The organism is Agromyces sp. CF514, from assembly GCF_900113185.1.
Classification (GTDB): Bacteria; Actinomycetota; Actinomycetes; order Actinomycetales; family Microbacteriaceae; genus Agromyces.
The window spans coordinates 359,171-381,278 of sequence record NZ_FOZD01000001.1 but is presented as its reverse complement, the minus strand read 5'-3'; the positions used below and the strand labels follow the sequence as shown (position 1 = coordinate 381,278).

At 70.8% G+C, this 22,108-nt stretch carries 15 protein-coding genes; 6 read left to right on the top strand and 9 right to left on the bottom strand.

Annotated elements, in window-relative coordinates:
• Window positions 1-54 precede the first annotated feature (54 nt).
• The 5 genes from BM342_RS01700 to BM342_RS01680 form a co-directional block, all read right to left on the bottom strand.
• A complete protein-coding gene (locus BM342_RS01700; protein WP_143109728.1) occupies window positions 55-4,356 on the bottom strand; it encodes an endo-alpha-N-acetylgalactosaminidase family protein in 4,302 nt (1,433 codons plus the stop codon).
• Between the two features lie 127 nt (window positions 4,357-4,483).
• Complete coding sequence (locus BM342_RS01695) at window positions 4,484-6,292, bottom strand: glycoside hydrolase family 35 protein (RefSeq protein ID WP_255368456.1); 1,809 nt, start codon at window positions 6,290-6,292, stop codon at window positions 4,484-4,486.
• Complete coding sequence (locus tag BM342_RS01690) at window positions 6,289-7,203, bottom strand: carbohydrate ABC transporter permease (protein WP_092963800.1); 915 nt, start codon at window positions 7,201-7,203, stop codon at window positions 6,289-6,291. The genes BM342_RS01695 and BM342_RS01690 overlap by 4 nt, the downstream gene beginning before the upstream one ends.
• Complete coding sequence (locus tag BM342_RS01685; protein ID WP_143109727.1) at window positions 7,200-8,201, bottom strand: carbohydrate ABC transporter permease; 1,002 nt, start codon at window positions 8,199-8,201, stop codon at window positions 7,200-7,202. The genes BM342_RS01690 and BM342_RS01685 overlap by 4 nt, the downstream gene beginning before the upstream one ends.
• 86 nt (window positions 8,202-8,287) lie before the next feature.
• A complete protein-coding gene (locus BM342_RS01680; RefSeq protein ID WP_218154878.1) occupies window positions 8,288-9,574 on the bottom strand; it encodes an ABC transporter substrate-binding protein in 1,287 nt (428 codons plus the stop codon).
• Between the two features lie 202 nt (window positions 9,575-9,776).
• Between BM342_RS01680 and BM342_RS01675 the strand changes: the two genes are divergently transcribed.
• Entirely contained in the window at window positions 9,777-10,814 is a 1,038-nt protein-coding gene (locus BM342_RS01675; protein ID WP_255368455.1) for a LacI family DNA-binding transcriptional regulator, read from the top strand.
• Window positions 10,815-10,863: 49 nt separating this feature from the next.
• Window positions 10,864-11,604 carry a GNAT family N-acetyltransferase gene (locus BM342_RS01670; protein ID WP_255368454.1) on the top strand — a complete coding sequence of 247 codons (741 nt, stop codon included), beginning with the start codon at window positions 10,864-10,866 and terminating at the stop codon, window positions 11,602-11,604.
• A gap of 37 nt (window positions 11,605-11,641) precedes the next feature.
• Here the strand turns inward: BM342_RS01670 and BM342_RS01665 are convergent, their stop codons facing one another.
• Window positions 11,642-13,027, bottom strand: a complete 1,386-nt coding sequence (locus BM342_RS01665; RefSeq protein ID WP_092963798.1) for a glycine--tRNA ligase — start codon at window positions 13,025-13,027, stop codon at window positions 11,642-11,644.
• A gap of 116 nt (window positions 13,028-13,143) precedes the next feature.
• Here BM342_RS01665 and BM342_RS01660 point away from each other — a divergent pair, with 116 nt between their 5' ends.
• Window positions 13,144-14,469 carry an alpha/beta hydrolase gene (locus tag BM342_RS01660; protein WP_143109726.1) on the top strand — a complete coding sequence of 442 codons (1,326 nt, stop codon included), beginning with the start codon at window positions 13,144-13,146 and terminating at the stop codon, window positions 14,467-14,469.
• Between the two features lie 27 nt (window positions 14,470-14,496).
• Here the strand turns inward: BM342_RS01660 and BM342_RS01655 are convergent, their stop codons facing one another.
• The gene (locus BM342_RS01655; RefSeq protein ID WP_092963796.1) at window positions 14,497-15,804 is read right to left on the bottom strand and encodes an alpha-hydroxy-acid oxidizing protein; all 1,308 of its coding nucleotides are present in this window, start codon (window positions 15,802-15,804) and stop codon (window positions 14,497-14,499) included.
• Between the two features lie 75 nt (window positions 15,805-15,879).
• On the opposite strand from BM342_RS01655, the gene BM342_RS01650 reads away from it, so the two are divergent.
• Both BM342_RS01650 and BM342_RS01645 read left to right on the top strand, forming a co-directional pair.
• Window positions 15,880-16,284: an NUDIX hydrolase gene (locus BM342_RS01650; protein WP_092963795.1), complete on the top strand. Its 405-nt coding sequence runs from the start codon at window positions 15,880-15,882 to the stop codon at window positions 16,282-16,284.
• Entirely contained in the window at window positions 16,284-17,045 is a 762-nt protein-coding gene (locus BM342_RS01645; RefSeq protein ID WP_092963794.1) for a lipase family protein, read from the top strand. Before BM342_RS01650 ends, BM342_RS01645 begins: the two co-directional genes overlap by 1 nt.
• 14 nt (window positions 17,046-17,059) lie before the next feature.
• On the opposite strand, the gene BM342_RS01640 is transcribed toward BM342_RS01645, so the two are convergent.
• A complete protein-coding gene (locus BM342_RS01640) occupies window positions 17,060-17,920 on the bottom strand; it encodes a serine hydrolase (RefSeq protein WP_255368453.1) in 861 nt (286 codons plus the stop codon).
• Window positions 17,921-18,072: 152 nt separating this feature from the next.
• The gene (locus BM342_RS01635; protein ID WP_092963792.1) at window positions 18,073-20,067 is read right to left on the bottom strand and encodes a M13 family metallopeptidase; all 1,995 of its coding nucleotides are present in this window, start codon (window positions 20,065-20,067) and stop codon (window positions 18,073-18,075) included.
• Window positions 20,068-20,229: 162 nt separating this feature from the next.
• Between BM342_RS01635 and BM342_RS01630 the strand changes: the two genes are divergently transcribed.
• Window positions 20,230-22,101, top strand: a complete 1,872-nt coding sequence (locus BM342_RS01630) for a substrate-binding and vWA domain-containing protein (RefSeq protein WP_255368452.1) — start codon at window positions 20,230-20,232, stop codon at window positions 22,099-22,101.
• Window positions 22,102-22,108: the final 7 nt, after the last annotated feature.

The window sequence follows — 22,108 nt, the reverse complement described above, 5'->3', positions numbered from 1 at the left end:
CATTCGCGGTGCAGTGCCGGGGCGGCTCCACCCGCCCCGGCACCGGTCTCGTCGTCACTCGGCGCCGAAGAACTCCAGCTCGCCGATCGCGGCCCACGGCTGCCCGTTGTGCGAGCTCGTCGCGACGACCTTGACGAACCGTCCCCCGACTGTGCTCGTGAACATCACCGACTGCGCCGCGTTCGTCGACGCGAGCTGCCCGGAGGCGACCGGGGTGCCCCAATCCTCGCCGTCGGTGCTCACGTACACCTCGTAGCCCTTGATGCGGCCGTTGGGCTCGGCGCCCGGTCGCTGCTGGATCGAGATGCCGCGCAGGTCGTGCGCCCCACCGAGGTCGACCGCGACGTGGTGCGGGAAGCCGGGCGAGCCGCCGAGCCACTGCGTGTGCCAGTAGGTCGCCGCATCGCCGTCGAGCACGTTCGCGGCGGCGCCGTCCTCAGCCTCGATCTCCTCGGAATCGACGGATGCGATGGCCATCGAGTTCTTCGGGAGCGGCGTGGGCGCGGCCTCGCGGCTGCCCCAGACGTTCAGCTCGTTCGCGCCGCCGAAGACCGCGCCGTTGATCGAGCTGAGGCCGACGAGCTTGACGTACCGAGCGCTCGTCGCAGGGAACGAGAGGTGCTGCGCCTCGGCCGTGCTCGCGAAGTTCCCGGCGGAGACCGGCGTGCCCCAGTTCGCGCCGTCGGTACTCACGTACAGCTCGTACTGCTTGATCGACCCGTTGCCGCGACGCACCTGGTAGTCGAATCCGTCGACGCGGTAGGCGTCGCCGAGGTCGAGCGAGATCCAGTGCGGGAACGGGGTGTCGGGGTTCGCCTGCGACCAGGCGGAGTGCCACATGGTCGCCGGGTTGCCGTCGATCGCGGCGCGTGCGCTGCCGTCGCCGGTGCCGGGCTCGCTGTCGCTCACGCCGGCGACCGAGAGACGCGACTGCGGGATCAGGCCCGCAGGCAGGGTCGGGACCGAGACGGATGCCGCGACCGAACGTGCGCCGTCGGAGACCGCGTACGACGTGACCGCCGACACCTCGAACGTGCCGGGCTCGAGGCCCGCAGGCGCCGTGACCTTCCACGTCGTCTTGGCGTTCGCGCCCGGTGCGACCGATGCGTTCGCGGCGGAACCGACGGGCTCGGCCTTCCAGCCCTCGGGCACCTCGAGCTCGGTGGTCACCGACGTGGCGGCCTCGGCCTCGTGGTTGGTGAACGTCGTCGTGAACGTGTTCGCCTCGCCCGGGACGACGCCGCTGCCTGGGCCCGCCAGGGCGAGTTGGGCGCAGGCGCCCGGCTGCTCGCTCTCGCCGAGATCCTCGATGCGGAGGTCGTCGAGGATCAGGTCGGACCCGGTACCGCCGACGGCCGTGCGCCGGAGCCCGACGAACGCGTCGCCGCAGGAGCCGGCGTCGAACTCGTGCACGAACTCGGCCGTCTCGAGCTGCTGCCCGAACGGGATCGCGGCGAACTCGACCGTCTTCGCGGCACCGCCCACGATCTGGTCGGCGCCCGTGACGAACTGGTAGGCGCCCGCCACGCCGCTCTGGTAGTCGAACGACACGCGGTAGCGGTGACCCGCCTCGAACGGGACGGTGTACTCCGACGTGCGGTACACGAGCCCACGGTTCTCCTCGTGCGCCATGAGCGAGTAGTCGCCGTTCAGCACCATGTCGAACGCGCGGCCGTTCCAGCCCTGCTGGGTGTACGGCTCGTTGCGCTTCGCGATGTGCGTGCGGGGGTCGGTCGCCCCACCCGCGTCGCCCTTGAAGAACGGACCCCAGCCCTGGTCGACCCGCTCGAAGTCCTCGGACACGAGCACCCCGTCGCCCGGCGTCGGGTCGTCGGTCGCGACGACCCGCACGTTGTCGACGCGTACGGGGGCATCGCCCTCGCCCGCCGAGATCGTGAGCGTGGGCCGCGTGTCGTCGGTGACGGTCACGTAGGTGCGCAGGCGCTGCATGGTCGTGTCGCGCCACTCGTCGGCGCCGACCTGGTTGATCGCGCCTGAGCTGTCGACCGAGGTCGAGGCATCCGCTCCGTCGCCCTTCTTGACGTCGACCGCGATGGTCGTCGCACGAGTCGCACCGGGAGTGATGCCGACGTCGGCCGAGACCGCGTAGGTGCCGGGTGCGAGTTCGCCGAGGCGCTGCCCGATCGAGGCCTCGCCCGCGCCGAGCACGGCCGAGCGGCGGCCGCGGTCGTCGCGTTCGACGGTGACGGCGCCCTTCGGCGACCATGCGTCGAGGTCGGCGCCGTTGAAGCCCGGGTCCTCGAGGTCGGTGCCCTGACCGAAGTCGGTCTTCTTGGGCAGTGCGGACGCGGCTCCCGACCCCGTGCTCGCTGCGAGCACGTACCGCTCGCCCGCGACGGTGTCGATCGTGACCGCGCCGCCGACGACCGGGAGGTCGGCGACCTTCGTGCGCCCGGCATCGCCCAGCGCGTACAGCCGCAGGCTCTTCGCCTTGGCGAAGTCGTCGGTGAGCTGCCAGGTGGTCGAGCCGCCCGCGGGGTTCACGTGGTAGAGCTTGTCGGCCTTCTTGCCGGAGCCCTTCGACGACCACGGGAGCAGGTAGGTGTCGCCGCGCAGCACCTCGTCGCCGTCGACCGTGATCGTACGGTCGGCCGCGGTCGTGCCGGTGACGCTCACGCCGTCGGCGAGGTCGATGCGGTCGCCGGTCCAGCGCATGATCTCGTGGTGCTGGAGGAACTTCGTCGGCACGTTGGCGGCCCACACGTTGTCGAGGAACGCATCGAAGTTGTTCTGCCCCGTCCAGCCCTCGAACTCGACGATGTGGCTGGTGCCGAGCTTCACGTCGGGGTTCCAGACATCCGACTGCGTGTTGTTCACGAAGCGCAGGATCTGCGAGTTCACGCCCTTGTTGCTGGAACCGCCGTAGTTCTCGTCGTTGGCCCAGTGCGACCACGTGTTGTTCTCGGCGAGCTTGTCGGCCCACTCGGACCCGACGCGGAAGCCGTGCTCGACGAGCGAGTCCTGCAGCTTCTGCGCGAGCCAGCCGTGCTCGTAGTAGACGTCGATGTAGGCGAAGTCGAGGTTGCCGTGCGTGGCGTCGGCGAGTTCGCCGATGCGCTCGTCGAGCTCGCCCGAGACGATGTCGTGGCGCTGGTCCATGTAGTACGACTGGTCGAGCCAGTTCCAGCCCTTCTTCGTCTCCTCGGCGATCTCGTCGTCGAAGGAGTTCGCCTCGGGGTAGATCTCGGTCGCGTTCAGGTGCACGCCGAACGACGCGTTCCACTTCGCGCCGGCCTTCACCGCCGCGTTGAGCTCGTCGAGTCCGCCTGCGCGCTCGTTGAAGTTGTCGCCGTAGTCGGTGTTCGCGGAGTCGTGCCCCTCGCTCGTGTAGCCCTTGAGCATGGCCACCTGGCCGAGTCCGTCGGTGTTCAGGGCGATGCGCTTGACGTCGTCGAGCGTGCGCAGGAAGGGGTGCGTGGCCTGCGAGGCGAAGTTGAACGGGATGTGGGTGATCACGTTCTCGGGCGTCTCGTCGCCCTTGTTCGGGGCGATCCGGATGTCGCGCATCGCGATCGCGCCGTCCTGCCAGTCGACGACGTCGTCGCCGTTCGCATCGGGCGTGATGGCGATCTTGACCCACGGCAGTTCCTCGGCGGCATCCGATCGCGCGGCCCGGTAGAGCCACGGACCGCTCGCGATGCCGACCTCGACGCCGTCGCCGTCGGCCGCGGCGACCGCCTGGCGCCAGAAGTTGCCGGAGTCCTTCGAGCTGGGCCCCGACGACAGGTCGTAGAGCGCGTTCGTGGCGAAGGCCGCCGCGAGCTCTCCCGTGTTGGCGATGATCGCGTTCGACCCCTTCGGCGCTGCGTCGAGCGGGGTCTCGGCCGTCACGGGGATGAACGCGTCGCCCGAGACGTTGCGATCGACCGAGAGGTTCGCCGCGGCCACCGCCGCACCGGGCTCGTCGGAGGAGACGGTCACGAGCCGGTGGTTCGGGATCTGGAGCGTCTTCACCACCGAGTCCGGATCGGTGACCTTCGTCACGGCGATCGTGACGACGTTGTGCTTGACCGACAGCCGCGCCTCGATCGACACCCCGGCGAGCGCGGTCGGCGTGAGCACGTAGTCGACCCCGCCGTCGACGACGCGGGACGCGACCTCGACCGGCTGGGCGGTGCCGTTGACGGTGAACGAGGTGACGGTCGTGTCGTTGCCCCGCATGCTCGCCCCGGTGTCGCGGTCGGTGTATGCGACGACCTGCGGGAAGCCCGCCGAAGCGGTCACCGAGAGGTCGCGGCTGCGCAGGTCGAAGGTGGCTCCCGCTGCAGCTACCGCGTAGCCGTCGGGTGCCAACGGATCGGCGTGCACCGGCATCGCGCCGAGCGGGGCGATCACCGCTCCCGCGATCGCACATCCCAGCCCGAGGCGCCAGCGGCGCCCAGGGGGTCGTGATGAAGGCATCTTCGTCTCCAATCCCGCGTCGTGTTGACGCGTGTGCATCGACCTGCGCCGACGGCGCAGTTCAGTCGAAGGTCTCGATGTACTCCTGTTCGGGGCCGAGGTCCGCGTGCTCGCGCAGCTCGACGGCTTCGCCCATGCGCTCGAGCTCGAGCACGTGGATCGTGTTGTCGCCCGCTCGCAGCAGCGGTGCGGGCAGGTAGGAGGTCTGCTGCGGGCCGATCTCCCAGTACCGGCCGAGCAGGAACCCGTTGACCCAGACGAAGCCCTTTCCGAAGCCCGGGAACGCGAGGAACGCGTCGGCGGGTTCGTCGACGTGGAGGGTCGCCTCGGCGAGCCCGGCGAGCTCCCCCTCGCCCCACTCGTCGAGCGGGAGCGCCCGTGCCGTCCAGCGCTGCACGAGGCGCCGGTCGAGCTGCACGCCGCCGAGGATGCCCTTGCCCTCGCCGAGCAGCGGACCGTAGTTGATGCGCCCCTGGTTCTCGACGAGGATCTCGAGCACGACCGGCTCGCCGGAGCCCTCGAGCCGCACGCCGACGGCCGCCTGCTCGGCATCGAGCACGGCGACGCGGACGCCGTCGACGAACACGGTCGCGCGGTCGCGGAGGCGCCGGATGGTGAGCGTGGCGCCGCCGCGCGGCACGATGGGCCGCGCCTCGTAGAGCACGAGCCCCGCGTCGAGGCCGAGGTCCTCGAAGGTCGGCGGCACGGCGCGGCGCACGGGTTCGCCGAGACCGCGCAGCACGTCGAGCAGGTCTCGCCCCCGGCGGAGCGGCAGGCTCGCCGCGGGCAGGATCGGCGGGGTGCGTGGCGCTTCAGGGGGCGCGCTCCCCGTGGCATCCCGGATCACGTCGCGGATGCGGCGGAACTTCTCGGTGACCGCGCCGTTCTCGGCGATCGGTGCGTGCGAGTCGTAGCTCGTCTGCGTCGGCTGAAGCCTGGCGCCGTCGTGGTTCGCACCCGACCAGAGGCCGAAGTTGGTGCCGCCGTGCGCCATGTAGAGGCTCACCGAACCGCCCTCGGCGAGGATGTCGGCCACGACCCCGGCGGCGCCCTCGGGCGCGCGCACGTGGTGCGGATCGCCCCAGTGGTCGAACCAGCCGTTCCAGAGCTCGGCGCACATGAACGGCTCGCCGCGACGCCGATCGCGGAGCAGGGATGCCGCTTGGCCGGCGCGGGAGCCGAAGGTCGCGGTGGCGAGGAGGCCGGGCACGCTGCCGCCGTCCTGCATGAGGTCCGTCGGCCCGTCGGCCGTGTAGACGAGCTCGGTGACGCCCCCGGCGAGGAGGCGCTCGTGCATCCAGGCGAGGTGGTCGGCGTCGTCGCCGTAGCTGCCGTACTCGTTCTCGAGCTGCACCGCGACGATCGGCCCGCCTCGGCCGGCCTGCAACGGCACGATCCGCGGGAGCAGTTCGTCGAACCAGACATCGACCGCATCGAGGTAGACGGGGTCGCTGGACCGCAGGCCGATGCCCGCGGTGCCCGTGAGCCAGGCCGGGAACCCGCCGTTGTCCCATTCGGCGCAGATGTACGGGCCCGGCCGCACGATCGCGTCGAGCCCGACCTCGGCGGCGAGCGCGAGGAAGCGCTCGAGGTCGCGCCACCCGGTGAAGTCGATCTCGCCGCGGCGGCGCTCGTGGAAGTTCCAGGCGACGTAGGTGTCGACCGTGTTGAGCCCGAGCGCGACGAGGCGTTCGAGCCGGTCGCGCCACAGGTCGGGGTGCACGCGGAAGTAGTGCAGCGACCCCGAGAGGATGCGGTGCGGCTCGCCGTTGCGGAGGAATCGGCCGTCGGCGAAGGTCAGTGCAGACATCGACGCCGCGGTCGCATCGGCCGCGATCGCCGCGCCGTCGACCGTCAGGGGCGCCGTCACTTGACGGCCCCCGCCGTGAGACCCGCTCGCCAGAAGCGCTGGAGGCCGAGGAACGCGATGATGAGTGGCACGACCGAGAGCAGCGCGGCCACCACGACCGTGCCCGCGGGCACCTGGCCGTTGCTGCCGGCCCAACCCACGAGGCCGACCGTCACGGGCTGGAGTGACGTGTCGTTCAACACCATCAACGGCAGCAGGAAGTTGTTCCAGACCTCGACGAACTGGAAGAGGAAGATCGTCACGAGAGCGGGCGACATGACGCGCACGCTGATCGACGAGAAGATGCGGAACTCCCCCGCGCCGTCGATGCGGCCCGCCTCGATGAGCTCGTCGGGCACCGACTGCGCCGCGAAGACCCGTGCGAGGTACACCCCGAACGGGCTCACGACGCTCGGCAGCAGCACGGCGAGCGGCGTGTTGAGCAGGCCCACCTGGTCGAACAGGAGGAAGAGCGGAAGGGTGAACATGACCTTCGGGATCAGCACGGCCGCGAGAATGATGCCGAACACGGCTCCCCTGCCGCGGAACTCGTACTTCGCGAGAGCGTAGCCGGCCATGGCGGACAGCAGCGTGCCGATGAGCGCCGAGGTTCCGGCGTAGAAGACGCTGTTGAGCATCCATCGGCCGAAGACGCCGTCGGCCTCGGCGAACACCAGGGCGATGTTGTCGAACAGCCCGAAGCCGTCGAACCAGAGGCCGGGTTCCGAGAACTGATGCCCGGCAGGCTTCGTCGACGCGACGACGAGCCACCAGATGGGCATCAGGAAGTAGAACGCCGAGACGCCGAGCAGGGCGAAGACGCCCAGGCGGCTCGCGAGGTTCGCGTCGCGGTGCGGGCGACGCGGGCCGGCGGCATCCGCTCGATCGGTCAGCGGCGGTCTGGTCGCCGAGGCCAGCGTGGGTGCGCTCATCGGTCGCCTCGATTCGTGAGCTTGAAGAAGGCGAACGAGAGCACGCCGACGAGCAGGGCCAGCACGACCGACTGCGCGGCGGCGTACGGGTAGTTCTGGGCGGTGACCTGCGCCTGTGCCGCCATGAGCGGGGTGAAGGTGTTGCTGATAGCGCCGCCCGAGATCGTCTGCAGCACCTTGGGCTCGTTGTAGAGCTGGGCCGAGCCGATGATCGAAAAGACCGCGGTGAGCACGAGCGCCGGCCGCACCATCGGGATCTTGATGCTCCAGGCGATGCGGAACGCGCCGGCGCCGTCGAGCCTGGCGGCTTCGATGGTCTCGGCGGGGATCGTCTGCAGTGACGAGTAGATGATGAGCATGTTGTAGCCGGTCCAGCCCCAGGTCACGATGTTCGCGACCGCCCAGAGCACGATCTCGGGGGCGAAGAAGGGGATGCCACTGCCGACCGCCCGCTCGAGCAGCGTGTTGATCGGGCTCGTGACGGGCGAGTAGAGGAACGACCACATGACCGCGGCGATGACGCCGGGAACGGCGTACGGCAGGAAGGCCGCGAGGCGGAAGAACCCCTTGCCCCGAGCGGACTTCGAGTCGAGCAGGAGCGCGAGCCCCAGGGCGAGTCCGAGCATGACCGGCACCTGCACGATGCCGAACAGGGCGACCCGCCCGAGCGACGACATGAACTCGGCGTCGCCCATGAGTCGCGCGTAGTTCGCCAGCGGGGTGAACTCGAGCGTGGGCGCCTCGAGTCCGAGGCCCGAGCGCTGGAGCGTGAAGAGGCTCTGCACGAACGCGAACGCGATCGGCACGACGTACATCGCGATGAACAGCACGCCGAACGGCAGCAGGAACAGCAGCGGGGTGCGCCAGCGGTTGCCGCTGCGTCGGCTCGCGCGCCCGCCCGGGGCAGGAGTCTCCGGCGCGGTGCGGCCGGCGAGGCCGGGGCGCCCGCGACGGGCGAAGTCGGCGGTGGTGACCGCCCGGGTCGATGAGGTGTCCATGTCGTCCTGGGTGGGTGCGATGGCGGATGGCGTTCGAGGCGAGGGCCGGGGCGGGTTCCCCCGCCGCCCCGGCCCCGTTCGGGGAGCTACTCCGTCACGGAGAGGCCCTGGGCCTCGAGCGCGTCGACGGTCTGCTGCTGGGTGCTCGTCAGCGCGTCGGCGAAGGCGCCCTGCGCCGACCAGGCCTTGCCGAGTCCGTCGTCGAGGAAGCCGACGGTCTCGGGCATGTTCGGGCCCCAGGTCCAGCCGGTCGTGACGTTCGGCGAGGCCTCGGCGAAGACGTCGAAGATGACCTGATCGCCGAAGTAGGGGTCGGGCTCGGTGAGCGCCGGCAGCGACAGCAGCTCGGTCGCCGCCGGGTAGAGCGCCGCCGATTCGACGAGCCCGGAGAAGGTGTCGGCGTCGGTGCTCATGAAGTGGGCGAAGTCCCACGCGGCCGCGGGGTCGTCGCAGCCCTTCAGCACGGCCGTGGCCGACCCGCCGACGTTGCCGACCTTGTCGTCGCCCGCCTCCCACTGCGGCATGGGCGCGACGGCCCACTTGCCCGCGCCGTCGGGTGCGCTGCCCTTGAGCACGCCCGCGATCCAGACCGCGCCGACGTGGGTCGCGATCGATCCGTCGCCGAGGCCGGTGTACCAGGACTGGTCCCACATGGGGGCCGGGCTGATGTAGCCGGCATCGGTGAGGCCCTGCCAGTAGTCGGCGACCTTCTGGCCCTCCGGCGAGTCGATCGAGACCTTCCAGCTGTCGCCGTCGACCGAGAACCACGGGGCTTCGGCCTGCCAGTCGAAGCCCGCGTAGTCGTAGTTCAGGTAGCTCGCCGAGAGCGACTTGCCGGCCGCCTTGAGCTTCTCGCCCGCGGCCTGGTACTCGGCCCAGGTCGTCGGAACGGCGATGCCGAGCTCGTCGAAGACGGCCTTGTCGTAGAAGAGCGCCATGGGGCCCTGGTCGACGGGTGCGCCGTAGACGGCGTCGCCGATGGAGACGGCCGACCACGTCGCCGGGGTGAACTCGCCCTCGTCGGCGTTCGCGAACTCGGAGACGTCTTCGAGTGCGCCCTGCGCGGCGAAGCTCGTGAGCGTCTCGTAGCCGACCTGAGCGAGGCACGGCGCGTTGCCGGCGGTGACCGCGTTGAGCATCTTGTCGTAGCCGCCCTTGGCTCCGGGCGCGACCTCTTCGTAGGTCACGACGACGTCGTCCTGTGCCGCGTTGTACGCGTCGACCGCTTCGGCGTACCCCGGGGCCCAGCCCCAGAACGTGACCTCGGACGGGCCGGACTGCTCCGACTGGGCCGGCGTGGAACAGCCGGCGAGCGCCAATCCGATGCCGATCGCGCCGGTGATGCCCACCGTGCGCATGACTGTCTTCTTCACTGCTGCCTCTCCTTCGAATAGCTGGGTGAAAACGTGTGGAACGATCCGGGCCCCGCGTGGTCTGGTACGACCTCCCGTCGGGCTGGGATCGATGCTGCCACAGATTGTTATCGATACCAAGCCGCAAGTTTCCTGATTTTCCGGCTGTGCACGCGAATGAATCTCGATATGATGTTCTCGCTACCATTTCGAAGGACGCCACATGAGCACACCTCGCCGACTCGATGCGAACGGTCGCACGCGCACGCCGAGCATGGCCGACGTCGCCACCCACGCCGGCGTCTCCGCCCAGACCGTGTCGCGCGTCCTGAGCGGGCACCCCAACGTCCAGTCCGCGACCCGCGATCGGGTGCTCGCCTCGGTCGGGGCGCTCGGCTACCGCATGAACAACGCCGCACGGTCGCTCTCCTCGGGTCGCACGCGCACCATCGGCGTCGTCGTGCTGCCGACCGTGGACTACTCGGGTTCCGCCCTCACGCACGGCGTCGAGTCGGCGGCGCGACGCGCCGGGTACGCCGTGAACATCGCGACGGCGAGCTCGCTCGCCCCCGCGGCGATCGCCACCGCCATGACCAGCCTCGACCGCCAGTCGGTCGAGGGCATCGTGCTCGCGCTCCCGGTGCCGACCGGCACCGACGAGGTCGAGGCCATCGCCCGACGCATCCCCACGGTGACCATCGACGGCTCCCGCACCGTGTCGAGCGAAGTCGTCGCCATCGACCAGTTCGAGGTCGGCCGGCTCGCGACCGAGCACCTGCTCGAACTGGGCCACCCGACCGTCTGGCACATCGCGGGCCCCGACGAGTGGCTCGACTCCACCGGCCGCACGGCGGGCTGGCGAGCGGCGCTCGAGGCCGCGGGGCGCGAGGCGCCACCGATGCTGCACGGCGACTGGTCGCCCGAGTCCGGCTACCAGGCCGGGCTCCTGCTCGGCCGAATCCCCGACGCCACGGCGGTCTTCATCGCGAGCGACGAGATGGCCTTCGGCGCGATCCGCGCCCTGCACGAGCTCGGTCGCCGCGTCCCTGAAGACATCTCGGTCGTCGGCGTCGACGACATCGCACTCGCGGCCTACTGCAGCCCCGCGCTCACCACCGTCGCGCAGCCGTTCGGCGAGATCGCCTCGATCGCGGTCGAGCACCTGATCCGCCGCATCGACGACCCGGGCGCCGCGCCCGCATCGGCGACGATCGCGCCGCAGCTCGTGATCCGTTCGAGCACGGGTGCGTACGGGCGCTGAACACCGCCGGCGCCCGCGAGATGTCCCATCGGCGCGCTACCGTCGGAGGGTGACCCACGATCCCGCCCTCGCCGCCGCCGTCGCCGACGGGGCCCCCGACCTCGCCCTGCCGTTCGACTTCGACGGACCGCAGGCTGCGACCGTCGTGCCGATCGAGACCGAGCGCCTCGTGCTGCGCCCGCTCGCGGCATCCGACGCCGACGACGTCTGGGAGTACCAGCGGCTGCCCGAGGTGCTGCGATACATCCCCTGGCCCGAGCGCGATCGCGGCGAGGCCCGCGAGCACACCGTGAAGCGCGCGGGCCTTCGCCGACTCGAGAACGACGAAGACGCGGTCTTCTTCGCCATGGAGCTCGTCGGCGAGCCCCGCATGCCCAGAGCGGATGCCGCTGGCGACCCGAGCGGCGACGAGACCGAGACCGACACCGACCTCCCAGGCCACCGGGTCGTCGGCGACATCATGCTGCGCCTCGATCGAGCCGAGCACGCGCAGATCGAGATCGGGTGGGTCGTGCACCCCGACTTCCAGGGCCGGGGACTCGCGCGCGAAGCGGCCGCCGCCGTGATGGCCGTCGCGTTCGACACGCTGCGCGCGCACCGCGTGCACGCGCTGCTCGACGCCCGCAACGCGGCATCCGCAGCCCTGTGCGAACGTCTCGGCATGCGGCGCGAGGCGACGATCCTCGAAGAGGAGTACAACGACGGCGAGTGGCAGGACACCGCGATGTACGGGGTGCTGCGCCGCGAGTGGGCGGCACGCGCGGAACGCGAAGACCCCGCCGCGGGCTGAGCCTGCGACGGGGTCGTGAACCCGAGGGTACCGGGCGTCAGGCGCCGACGAGTCGGGCGCCCAGGTATGCCTGCAGCTCGCTGAGCGGCACGCGCTCCTGCGCCATGGTGTCGCGCTCGCGCACCGTCACGGCGTCGTCGTCGAGCGAGTCGAAGTCGACCGTGATGGCGAACGGGGTGCCGATCTCGTCTTGGCGACGGTAGCGGCGGCCGATGGCGCCGGCGTCGTCGAAGTCGACGTTCCAGTTCTTGCGCAGGTTCGCGGCGAGCTCGCGGGCGAGCGGCGAGAGCTTCTCGTTGCGCGAGAGCGGCAGCACGGCGACCTTGACGGGCGCGAGGCGCGGGTCGAGGCGCAGCACGGTGCGGCTGTCGACGCCGCCCTTCGCGTTGGGCACCTCTTCGACGTGGTACGCGTCGACGAGGAACGCCATGAGCGAGCGGGTCAGGCCCGCCGCGGGCTCGATGACGTACGGGGTCCAGCGCTCGTTCTTGGACTGGTCGAAGAACGACAGGTCCTTTCCGGAGTGCTTCGTGTGCGTCGACAGGTCGAAGTCGGTGCGGTTCGCGACGCCCTCGAGCTCGCCCCATTCGCCGCCCGTGAACCCGAACCTGTACTCGATGTCGACGGTGCGCTTGGAGTAGTGCGACAGCTTCTCTTGGGCGTGCTCGAAGCGACGGATGTTCGCGGGGTCGATGCCGAGGTCGACGTACCAGTTCCAGCGCTGGTCGAGCCAGTACTCGAACCACTCGTCGTCGGTGCCGGGCTCGACGAAGAACTCCATCTCCATCTGCTCGAACTCGCGCGTGCGGAAGATGAAGTTTCCGGGCGTGATCTCGTTGCGGAAGCTCTTGCCGATCTGGCCGATACCGAACGGGGGCTTCATGCGCGCGGCCTGCAGCACGTTCGCGAAGTTCACGAAGATGCCCTGCGCGGTCTCGGGGCGCAGGTAGTGCAGGCCCGACTCGTCGTCGAGCACGCCGAGGTAGGTCTTCAGCAGGCCCGAGAACGCGCGCGGCTCGGTCCACTGGCCGCGCGTGCCGCAGTTGGCGCACACGATGTCGGCGAGGCCGTTCTCGGGCGAACGGCCCTTCTTCTCTTCGTACGCCTCGATGAGGTGGTCCTCGCGGTAGCGCTTGTGACAGTGCAGGCACTCGATGAGCGGGTCGGTGAAGACGTCGACGTGACCGGATGCCTCCCACACCGCCTTGGGCAGGATCACGCTCGAGTCGAGGCCGACGACGTCGTCGCGGCTCTGCACCATGTACCGCCACCACTGGCGCTTGATGTTCTCTTTCAGCTCGACGCCGAGGGGGCCGTAGTCCCACGCGGAGCGGGATCCGCCGTAGATCTCGCCCGCCTGGAAGACGAAGCCCCGGTGCTGTGCAAGGGCGATGACGGATTCGAGACGGCTGGCAGCGGCCACGGTGGCTCCAATGGTCGGGATTCGGGCCGATCGGCCCGGAAGAAACGGTGCCACCATCCTACGGTGACCGCCTGTGTGCAGGTACGCTGTCGCCATCGCTGGGGGGCGGAGGCCGCATGCCGGGGGCAGTACTCGATCTGGTCATCGTCGAGGGGCCTGTGCTGATCACGGTCTACGTCGTCGCTGCGGTGCTGTTCGTGTACCTGCTCTGCCGCGAGGCGTCCATCGGGTGGGCGATGACCGCGATCGTCGTGCTCGTCGTCGGCGCCATGATCGGCGGCGCGCTGCTCTGGGCCACGGTCAACGTGCTCGACCTGTTCGGCGGCCCGGTGGCGGATGCCGCATGGCTCTGGGTTCCCGCGGCGTCGGGCGCGTGCCTGCTCGCCGTCTGGAACCTGTGGCGCTCGAGGTGGTGGCGCAAGCTGATCGCCCTGATCGCGATCCCCGTGTTCGTGACCACCGCGGTGCTCGGCGTGAACGCGGCGTACGGCATCGACCGCACGCTCGGCGACCTGCTCGGCATCTCGACGGCGAAGCCGCTCGACATCCGCGACCCCGGCGTCGACCCGCCTCCGGCCGACCCGGCGGAGCCGGTGTACACGACGTGGGCCGCGCCCGAGGGCATGCCCGCGAAGGGCGAGGTCGGCACCCCGGCGCCCGCGGTGCCGAACACGGTCTCGGGTTTCGACGCGAGGCCCGCCGAGCTCTACCTGCCGCCGGCGGCGCTCGTCGAGAACCCGCCCCGCCTGCCGCTCGTGATCATGATGATGGGCCAGCCCGGGTCGCCCGACGCCACGTTCATCGCCGACGTGCTCGACGAGTTCGCCGCCGCGCATGACGGGCTCGCGCCGATCGCGCTCGTGGTCGACCAGTTGGGGGATCCGCGCAAGGACCCCCTCTGCCTCGACACCGATCTCGGCAAGGTCGAGACCTACGTCATGCAGGACGTGCTGCCGTGGGCGAAGCTGCACCTGAACGTGCTGCAGGGCGCCGCGTACACGACCGTCGCGGGCTACTCGAACGGCGGCGGCTGCGCCGCCTACTTCGGCTCGAAGTATCCCGAGTCGTTCGGCAACCTCCTCGCGATCGCCCCGACCGAGTACGCGGGCGTCGAGCACCGGAGCGAGACGCTGCGCGAGGTGTTCCGCGGCGACCAGGCGGCCTACGACGCCGTGATGCCCGAGAACATCATGGCGGCGAAGGCGCCCTACCCCGACTCGACGGCGGTCTTCGCCGTGGGCGAGCACGACAGTGCCTACAAGGCGGGCACGAGACGACTCGCGGATGCCGCGACCGCCGCAGGCATGACCGTCACGTTCTTCGAGGTGCCGGGGGGCGACCATGGCGCGTCGACGCTGACGGGCGGACTCGAGGAGGGATTCGCGGTGCTCGCGCCGCGACTCGGGCTCGAGGCGCCGCCCGAGGAGCCGCCCGCCGAGTAGGCGGGCTGCCGAGACGCCCGCTGGCGGTTACGGAGCGGCCGTGAGCGCGTCGCGCCCGATCGCGTCGATCGAGGTGCGTCCGGCGAGCGCCATCGTGAGGTCGAGCTCGGCGATGTGGTTGCGCACGACCTCGCGCACTCCCTCGGCACCGGCGACCGCGAGGCCGTAGGCGTAGGGGCGTCCGATGCCGACGGCCGTCGCGCCGAGCGCGAGCGCCTTGAACGCGTCTGCGCCGCCGCGCACCCCGCTGTCGAGCAGCACGGGGATGCGCCCGCCGACGCGCTCGAGCACGCCCGGCAGGGCATCGAGCGTCGCGACGGCGCCGTCGATCTGGCGTCCGCCGTGGTTCGAGACGACGATGCCGTCGATGCCGCTGTCGAGTGCCCGTGCGGCGTCCGCCGGATGCACGACGCCCTTCAGCAGGATGGGCAGGCTCGTCCACTCCCGCAGGCTCGCGAGGTCGTCCCAGGTGAGCGAGGGGTCGGAGAACACGTCGAGGAACGTCTCGACCGCGGCCCGCGGCAGCGGCGAGCGCAGCGCGTCGGCCACTCCCCCGTCGACGAGCTGGGTTCGGGACCCCGATCGCGCGATCGAGAGCGCGGAGGCGAGCAGGGTGGGCGTGACCCGCGGCCGCGGCCCCGCCTCGCCTCCCGCGGCGACCCGGTCGCGCACGAGCTCGGCGAAGACGGGATCGCTCGTGTACTGGGCGATGCCGAGCCCGCGCGTGAACGGCAGGTACGCGACGTCGAGGTCGCGCGTGCGCCAGCCGAGCAGCGACGTGTCGAGCGTGACGACGATCGCCTCGCAGCCGAGCGCCTCGGCCCGACGCACGAACGACGCGTTCAGCTCGTCGGACCGGCTCCAGTACAGCTGGAACCAGAACGACGCATCGCGCATCTGGGCGGCGACCTCCTCCATCGGGCGCGAGGCCTGGTTCGAGAGCACGTACGGCACCCCGAGGGTGGCCGCCGCGCGGCCGACCGCGACATCCGCCTCGGGATGGGCCATCTCGGCGACGCCGATGGGCGAGAGCACGAACGGCGTCGCCCGTCGCCGACCGAGCAGGTCGATCGAGAGGTCGCGCTTCGACACGTCGCGGAGCACGCGCGGCCAGACGCGCCACCGATCGAACGCGGCTCGGTTCGCCGCCATGGTGGCTTCGGCGCCCGCACCGCCCGCGAGGTACGCGAACGCGGCAGGCGAGAGGGTCTTCTTCGCGGCCCGTTCGAGCGCGCCGCCGTCGACCGGCACCTTCGGGTGCACGCCCGAGAGCCCGGCCCGGTACACCTCGGACTGCGCGGCCCGCCCGAATCCCCGCTCGTCGGCTTCGCTCATCGATTCGCTCCTTCGCGTCGGCAGTGCCGCCAGCGTAACGGCCCGCGAACCGCCGGGAGACCTAGGCTTGAACGGATGCCGCTGCCTGACCTCCTCGTCTCCGCGATCGCGCTCGTGCGCGACCGCCGCGTGCTCATGGTCACGGCGCGCGGCCGCGACGTGTACTACATGCCCGGCGGCAAGATCGACGCCGGAGAGACGGCCGCGCAGGCCGCCGCCCGCGAGGCGCACGAGGAGGTCGCCCTCGCGCTCGATCCCGACGCGCTCGTCGAGCTGTTCGAGGTCGTCACCCAGGCGCACGGCGAGCCCGACGGGCGCCTCGTGCGCATGCGCGTGTTCGAGGCGGTGACGGATGCCGCGCCCGCCGCATCCGCCGAGGTCGGCGCCCTGCACTGGGTGACCACCGCCGACATCGGCAGGTGTCCGCCCGCGGGAGCCGACGTGCTGCGGCGGCTCGCGGCATCCGGAGCCATCGACTGATGTCGGGCTCGAGCAGGCGTCCGTCGGTCTTCACCCTGGTGAAGTGGACCCTGCTCGACGAGCTCTACGCGGGCTCGCGGCAGCTCGCGCTCCTCGGCGGCAGCCGCCGCGCCCGCTCGTGGCGCCACGGCGACGACGGCCTGCCCCAGGTGGTGCTGCTGCCCGGCGTCTACGAGCACTGGACCTTCATGCGCCCGCTCGGCAACGCCCTGAACCGAGCGGGGCACCGCGTGCGCGTCGTCCGCGGACTCAGCATGAACCGGTTGCCCATCGCAACGACGGCCGCTCGTGCCGTCGCCGCCCTGGCTGCAGAGCCCGCGCCCCCGGCGGGCCGCGTGTTCGTGGCCCACAGCAAGGGCGGGCTGGTCGCGAAGCACGTGCTCATGGACCAGGAACGAGCGGAGGCCGCCGGCGCCCCGCCCGACGTCGGCGTGCTCGGCGCCGTGACGATCTGCACGCCGTTCGCCGGCTCGCGCTACGCCCGGATGTTCGTGAACCGCACCATGCGCGACCTCATCCCCGAGGACGAGACGATCGTGCTCCTCGGCGGGACGGCCTCGGTCAATGCGCGCATCGTGTCGGTGTTCGGGCTGTTCGACCCGCACGTGCCGGAGGGCAGCGTGCTCGAGGGGGCGACGAACGTGCAGGTGCAGGCCGCCGGGCACTTCAGGATCCTGAAGGCGCCCGAGGCGGCCGCCGCCGTGGTCGAGGGCATCGCGCTCCTGGCGGCACCGCGAGTCGAGCCTCCGCCGACCGGGTGACCGGTCGATCGGGGTCAGTGCACGTACTCGAGCAGGTCCATGCCGACGGCGCGCATGCCGTCGAGCACCGCCAGTCGTGACGAGAGCCCGGTGTCGGCGAAGTAAGTCGACACCGCGTACGAGACGCTCGCGCGAGGGCCGCGCAGCACGCCGACCTCGCTGCGCACGCCGCCGTCGGTGCCGGTCTTGTTCACGAGCAGCACGCCGTGGTCGGGCTTGCGGTGCGCGAGCGGGTCGAGGCCGAACGCGCTCGCGACCATCGACAGGTCGGAGTTCAGCGACAGCCACCCGATGACGCGCTGCGAGACCTCTGGGCTCACGATCTCGCCCCGCGCGAGCGAGGCGAAGAGCCAGGTCAGTTCCTTCGCCGAGCCGATCGAGAGCTGCGGGGCGTCGTCGGGACCGCGGTGGTCGCGCACGAGGTCCAGCAGCGCGGTGCGGGTCAGGCCCAGCGCCTCGGTACGCGCGCGCACGGCCTCGAGCCCGACGTGACGGAGGAGCACGTTCGTCGCGAGGTTGTCGCTCGTCGCGCCGATCATGGCCGCGAGGTCGGCGAGGGGCAGCGACGGCGACTGCAGGTGCTGCCAGATGCCCGAGTCGCCCACGGCGTCGCGCGGCGCACGGTCGAGCACCGTGAACGCGTCGGCACTCGTGCCCGTCAGTCGCGAGGCGACCTCGACGAGCAGCAGCACCTTGCCGATCGACGCGGTCGGCATGACCACGTGGTCGTCGACCGAGAACAGCTCCTTGCCCGTGGCCAGGTCGGTCGCGCGGGCCGTGACCTGCACGCCGGCGAGTGCGAGGTCGCTGAGCGCGTGGAACCCGCGCGCGAAGCTCTCGGCCGGCTCGACGCCCCGGTGCTTGCCCTTGTGCACGTTGGAATGGCGCGCTCGTCGCTCGGATCCCTGCGACGGCGTCACCACGGTACTTGCACGGTCTTTCTGGGCTGCTCAGCAGGTGAGGCCACTGCGGGCCGCACGCGCGGAAGCGTCGGACGGGGGCTGGATGAACCGGTGGGGCGGTTCGCCTACCAGATGGTCACGCGCTCGGCCGGGTCGAGCCAGAGCGTGTCATCGGAAGTCACTCCGAACCCAGTGTAGAACTCGTCGATGTTGCGCACGATCTGGTTGCAGCGGAACTCGTTCGGCGAGTGCGGGTCGATCGCGAGCAGGCGGATCACCTCGGCGTCGCGGCCCTTCTGCTGCCAGGCCTGCGCCCATGACAGGAAGAAGCGCTGCACGCCGGTGAGGCCCTCGATCACCGGCGGCTCGGCACCGCCCAGCGAGATGACGTAGGCCTTCCAGGCGATCGCGAGACCGCCGAGGTCGCCGATGTTCTCGCCGATCGTGAGCGCGCCGTTCACGTGGTGCTCGTCGGCGCCCTCGCCGCCCGCGAGCTGCGCGGGCACGAGCGCGTCGTACTGCGCGATGAGCGCCTTCGTGCGCTCCTCGAACGCCGCCCGGTCGGCCTCGGTCCACCAGTCGAGCAGGCGGCCGTCGCCGTCGTACTTCGAGCCCTGGTCGTCGAAGCCGTGCCCGATCTCGTGGCCGATGACGGCGCCGATCGCACCGTAGTTCGCCGCGGCATCGCGCCCCTCGTCGAAGAACGGGAACTGCAGGATCGCCGCGGGGAACACGATCTCGTTGAATCCGGGGTTGTAGTAGGCGTTGATCGTCTGCGGGGTCATGAACCACTCGTCGCGGTCGATCGGCTTGCCGAGCTTGCCGATCTCGCGGAGGAACGTGTACTCGGCCGTCGCGCGCACGTTGGCGACGAGGTCGTCCGGCACGACCTCGAGCGTCGAGTAGTCGCGCCACTTGACCGGGAACCCGATCTTCGGCGTGAACTTGTCGAGCTTGTCGAGTGCGCGCTCGCGCGTCTCGGCGCCCATCCACTCGAGCGAGGTGATCGACTGCCGGTAGGCCTCGATCAGGTTCGCGACGAGCTCGTCCATCGCGGTCTTCGCCGCGGGCGGGAAGTGCCGCTCGACGTAGATGCGGCCGACGGCCTCGCCCATCGCGCCCTCGACGAGCGAGACGCCGCGCTTCCACCGCTCGCGGATCTGCGGGGTGCCGCTCAACGTGCGGCCGTAGAAGTCGAAGTTGGCCTCGACGAAGTCGTCGGACAGGTACGCGGCGTTCGCGCGGATGACCTGCCACGCCAGCCAGTCCTTCAGGGCGGGCAGGCGGTCGGCGGTGACCAGCGTTCCGAGCGCCTCGACGAACGACGGCTCGCGCAGCACGATCTCGTCGAACGCACCCTCGGGCACGCCCATCGCGTCGCGCCACACGGCGAGGTCGAACTCGGTCGAGGTGCCCGCGGCGGCGGCCGCGGCATCCGACCAGCTGTACAGGTTGTAGGTCTTGTGGCTGTCGCGCGTCTCGACGTTGTTCCAGTGCGCGGCGGCGATCTCGGTCTCGAGGTCGAACACGCGGCGCGCCCGATCGGCCGCGTCGTCGAGGTGCGCGAGCCCGAACATGCGCTCGAGCAGTGCGAGGTAGGCCTCGCGGATCGGCTCGAAGCGCTCCTCGCGGAAGTAGCTCTCGTCGGGCAGGCCGATGCCGCCCTGCTCGGCGAACACGAGGTAGCGCTCGGGGTCGCCGGGGTCGTTGTCGACGAAGAGCTGCACGAGGCCCGACACGCCCTGGCGCTCGAGACGGCCGAGGGTCTCGAGGAACGACGGGACGTCGCCGATGAGGGACACCTCGCCGAGCTGCCCAGCGATCGGGGTGACGCCCAGCAGGTTGGCGCGCTCCTCGTTGAGGAAGCTCGCGTAGAGGTCGCCGACCTTGCGAGCCTCGGTGCCGGCCTCGGCGCCCTGCGACTCCTGGATGATGTCGCGCACGGCCCGCTCGGCCTCTTCGTGCAGCACGATGAACGAGCCGTACCGCGCCTTGTCTGCGGGGATCTCGGTGCGCTCGATCCAGCGCCCGTTGACATGGCGGAACAGGTCGTCCTGCGGACGCACCGCATCGTCGAGTTCGTCGTGCACGATGCCGGAGGTGAGCGAGACGTCGGTCATGCGTTCCACCCTATGCGGACGCTCCGACGAGCGGATGCGGGTGGCCCGACTCATGGCGCACTCGCAGCGTCCGCCCATGCAGGACCGGGCGTCGCGGTGCCGACGTGCGCTGCTCCGACATCGGCGGGTGAAGCGAGGGCCCGCGGGACGTACCCTGTTCCCATGGCACCCGTTCCGCGGCGCACGGCCGCCCGCCCACCGTTCCCGACGACCTCGAGGCGAGGCGTGCGCGCGTCGCTCGCGGTGTCGGTCATGACGGTGGCGGCGATCGCCCTCAGCGCGTGCACGTTCGGGGGCGACGGCGTCGACCAGGGCACCGTCGAGGGCGGCGACTTCGTCGACGACGGCTGCACGAGCGTCGTCGTCGCGACCTCGTCCGAGAAGGTCAACATGCTCGACGCGCTGGCCAAGGCGTTCAAGGAGTCGCCCGAGCACGCGGCGCTCGACGAGTGCGCGACCGTGCGGCCCGTGAACGTGTCCTCGGGTGATGCCACGCGCTTCCTCACGGCGGGCGGCGACTGGCCCGATGAGGACCCGCGCCGCTGGCCGACCCTGTGGTCGCCGGCATCCACGGTGTGGACCGAGCGCGTGGCCGCCGCGGCATCCCCCTCGCTGGTGGGCGAGCCGGTGTCGTTCACGCACACGCCCGTCGTGTTCGGGGTGCCAGAGACGATGGCGAAGGCGCTCGGTTGGCCCGACGCCGAGATCGGCATCGGCGACTTCGAGCAGCTGTGCGCCGACCCCGCGGGCTGGGGCAGCGTGGGCAAGCCGATCTGGGGCTCGTTCAAGATCTCGAAGACGAACCCGAACACGTCGACCACCGGGCTCTCGGCGATCCTGATGCAGTCGTACGAGGCATCCGGCAAGACGGCCGATCTCACGGCCGACGACGTCGCAGCTGCCGAGGAGTTCTCGCGCGTGTTCGAGGAGTGCGTGATCCACTACGGCGACACGACCGGCAAGGTGCTCACGACCCTCTACGACGAGACGCAGAACGGCTCGGGCGGCTCCGGCTACGTCTCGGCGGTCGCGCTCGAGGAGACGTCGCTGCTGAACTACAACCAGGGCAACCCCGACTCGCACACCGTCGAACCCGGCGAGACGCTCACCCCGCCCAAGGAGAAGCTCGTCGCGGTGTACCCGTCTGGCGGCTCGATCTGGTCGGACAACCCGGTGACGATACTCGGCGCCGACTGGGTGACCCCGGCACAGGCGACCGCGGGCGCGGCGTTCATCGACTTCCTCGCCACCGAGCCGGCTCAGCAGATCCTGCCCCAGTACGGCTTCCGCCCGCTCGACGACTCGGTGCCGCTCGGCAACCTGTTCACCGAGCGGTTCGGCGTCGACCCGGCGGGCCCCGCGATCACGCTGCCCCGCCCCGCCGTCGACGTCGTCTCGGCGGCACTCGACCAGTGGGCGCAGATCCGCAAGCCCTCTTCGGTGCTCGAGGTCATCGACATCTCGGGTTCGATGGACGAGCCGATCGGCGACGGCAGGTCCCGCCTCGACGGTGCGATCGAGGGCGCCCAGGCCACCCTCGGCCACTTCCGCCCGACCGACGAGATCGGTGTGTGGGCGTTCACGACCGACGTCGAGTCCGCGGCCGGCAAGAACCTCCTCGAGCTCCGCGGCGTCGCACCGCTCGGTTCCGACGGCGAGACGCTGAGCTCGTCGATCGCCGACCTCCGCTACGCGAACCGGCAGGGCACGCCGCTCTACGACGCGGTCGCGGCCGCGTACGACGAGATGAGCGCGCGCGCCGAGCCCGGCCGCATCAACGCGATCGTCGTGCTCTCCGACGGCCAGGACACCGATTCGTCGATCTCGATCGACTCGCTCATCGCGAAGATCGGCAAGGCGAGCGGCGAGGGCGGCGACGACGCCCCGGTGCGCATCTTCCCGATCGCGTACGGCGAGGGCGCCGACACCGGTGCGCTCCAGCGCATCGCCGAGGCGACCGGCGGGCAGTGGTTCGACGCCTCCGACCCGGCCAAGATCGACCTCGTGTTCGCCTCGGTCATCAACAACTTCTAGGGCGACG

What these genes read in the sequence shown, in the direction of transcription:
- BM342_RS01690 (WP_092963800.1), bottom strand. Translation starts at nt 7,203, where the DNA reads ATGAGCGCACCCACGCTGGCCTCGGCGACCAGACCGCCGCTGACCGAT.
- BM342_RS01685 (WP_143109727.1), bottom strand. Translation starts at nt 8,201, where the DNA reads ATGGACACCTCATCGACCCGGGCGGTCACCACCGCCGACTTCGCCCGT.
- BM342_RS01675 (WP_255368455.1), top strand. Translation starts at nt 9,777, where the DNA reads ATGAGCACACCTCGCCGACTCGATGCGAACGGTCGCACGCGCACGCCG.
- BM342_RS01660 (WP_143109726.1), top strand. Translation starts at nt 13,144, where the DNA reads ATGCCGGGGGCAGTACTCGATCTGGTCATCGTCGAGGGGCCTGTGCTG.
- BM342_RS01655 (WP_092963796.1), bottom strand. Translation starts at nt 15,804, where the DNA reads ATGAGCGAAGCCGACGAGCGGGGATTCGGGCGGGCCGCGCAGTCCGAG.
- BM342_RS01650 (WP_092963795.1), top strand. Translation starts at nt 15,880, where the DNA reads ATGCCGCTGCCTGACCTCCTCGTCTCCGCGATCGCGCTCGTGCGCGAC.
- BM342_RS01645 (WP_092963794.1), top strand. Translation starts at nt 16,284, where the DNA reads ATGTCGGGCTCGAGCAGGCGTCCGTCGGTCTTCACCCTGGTGAAGTGG.
- BM342_RS01635 (WP_092963792.1), bottom strand. Translation starts at nt 20,067, where the DNA reads ATGACCGACGTCTCGCTCACCTCCGGCATCGTGCACGACGAACTCGAC.
- BM342_RS01630 (WP_255368452.1), top strand. Translation starts at nt 20,230, where the DNA reads ATGGCACCCGTTCCGCGGCGCACGGCCGCCCGCCCACCGTTCCCGACG.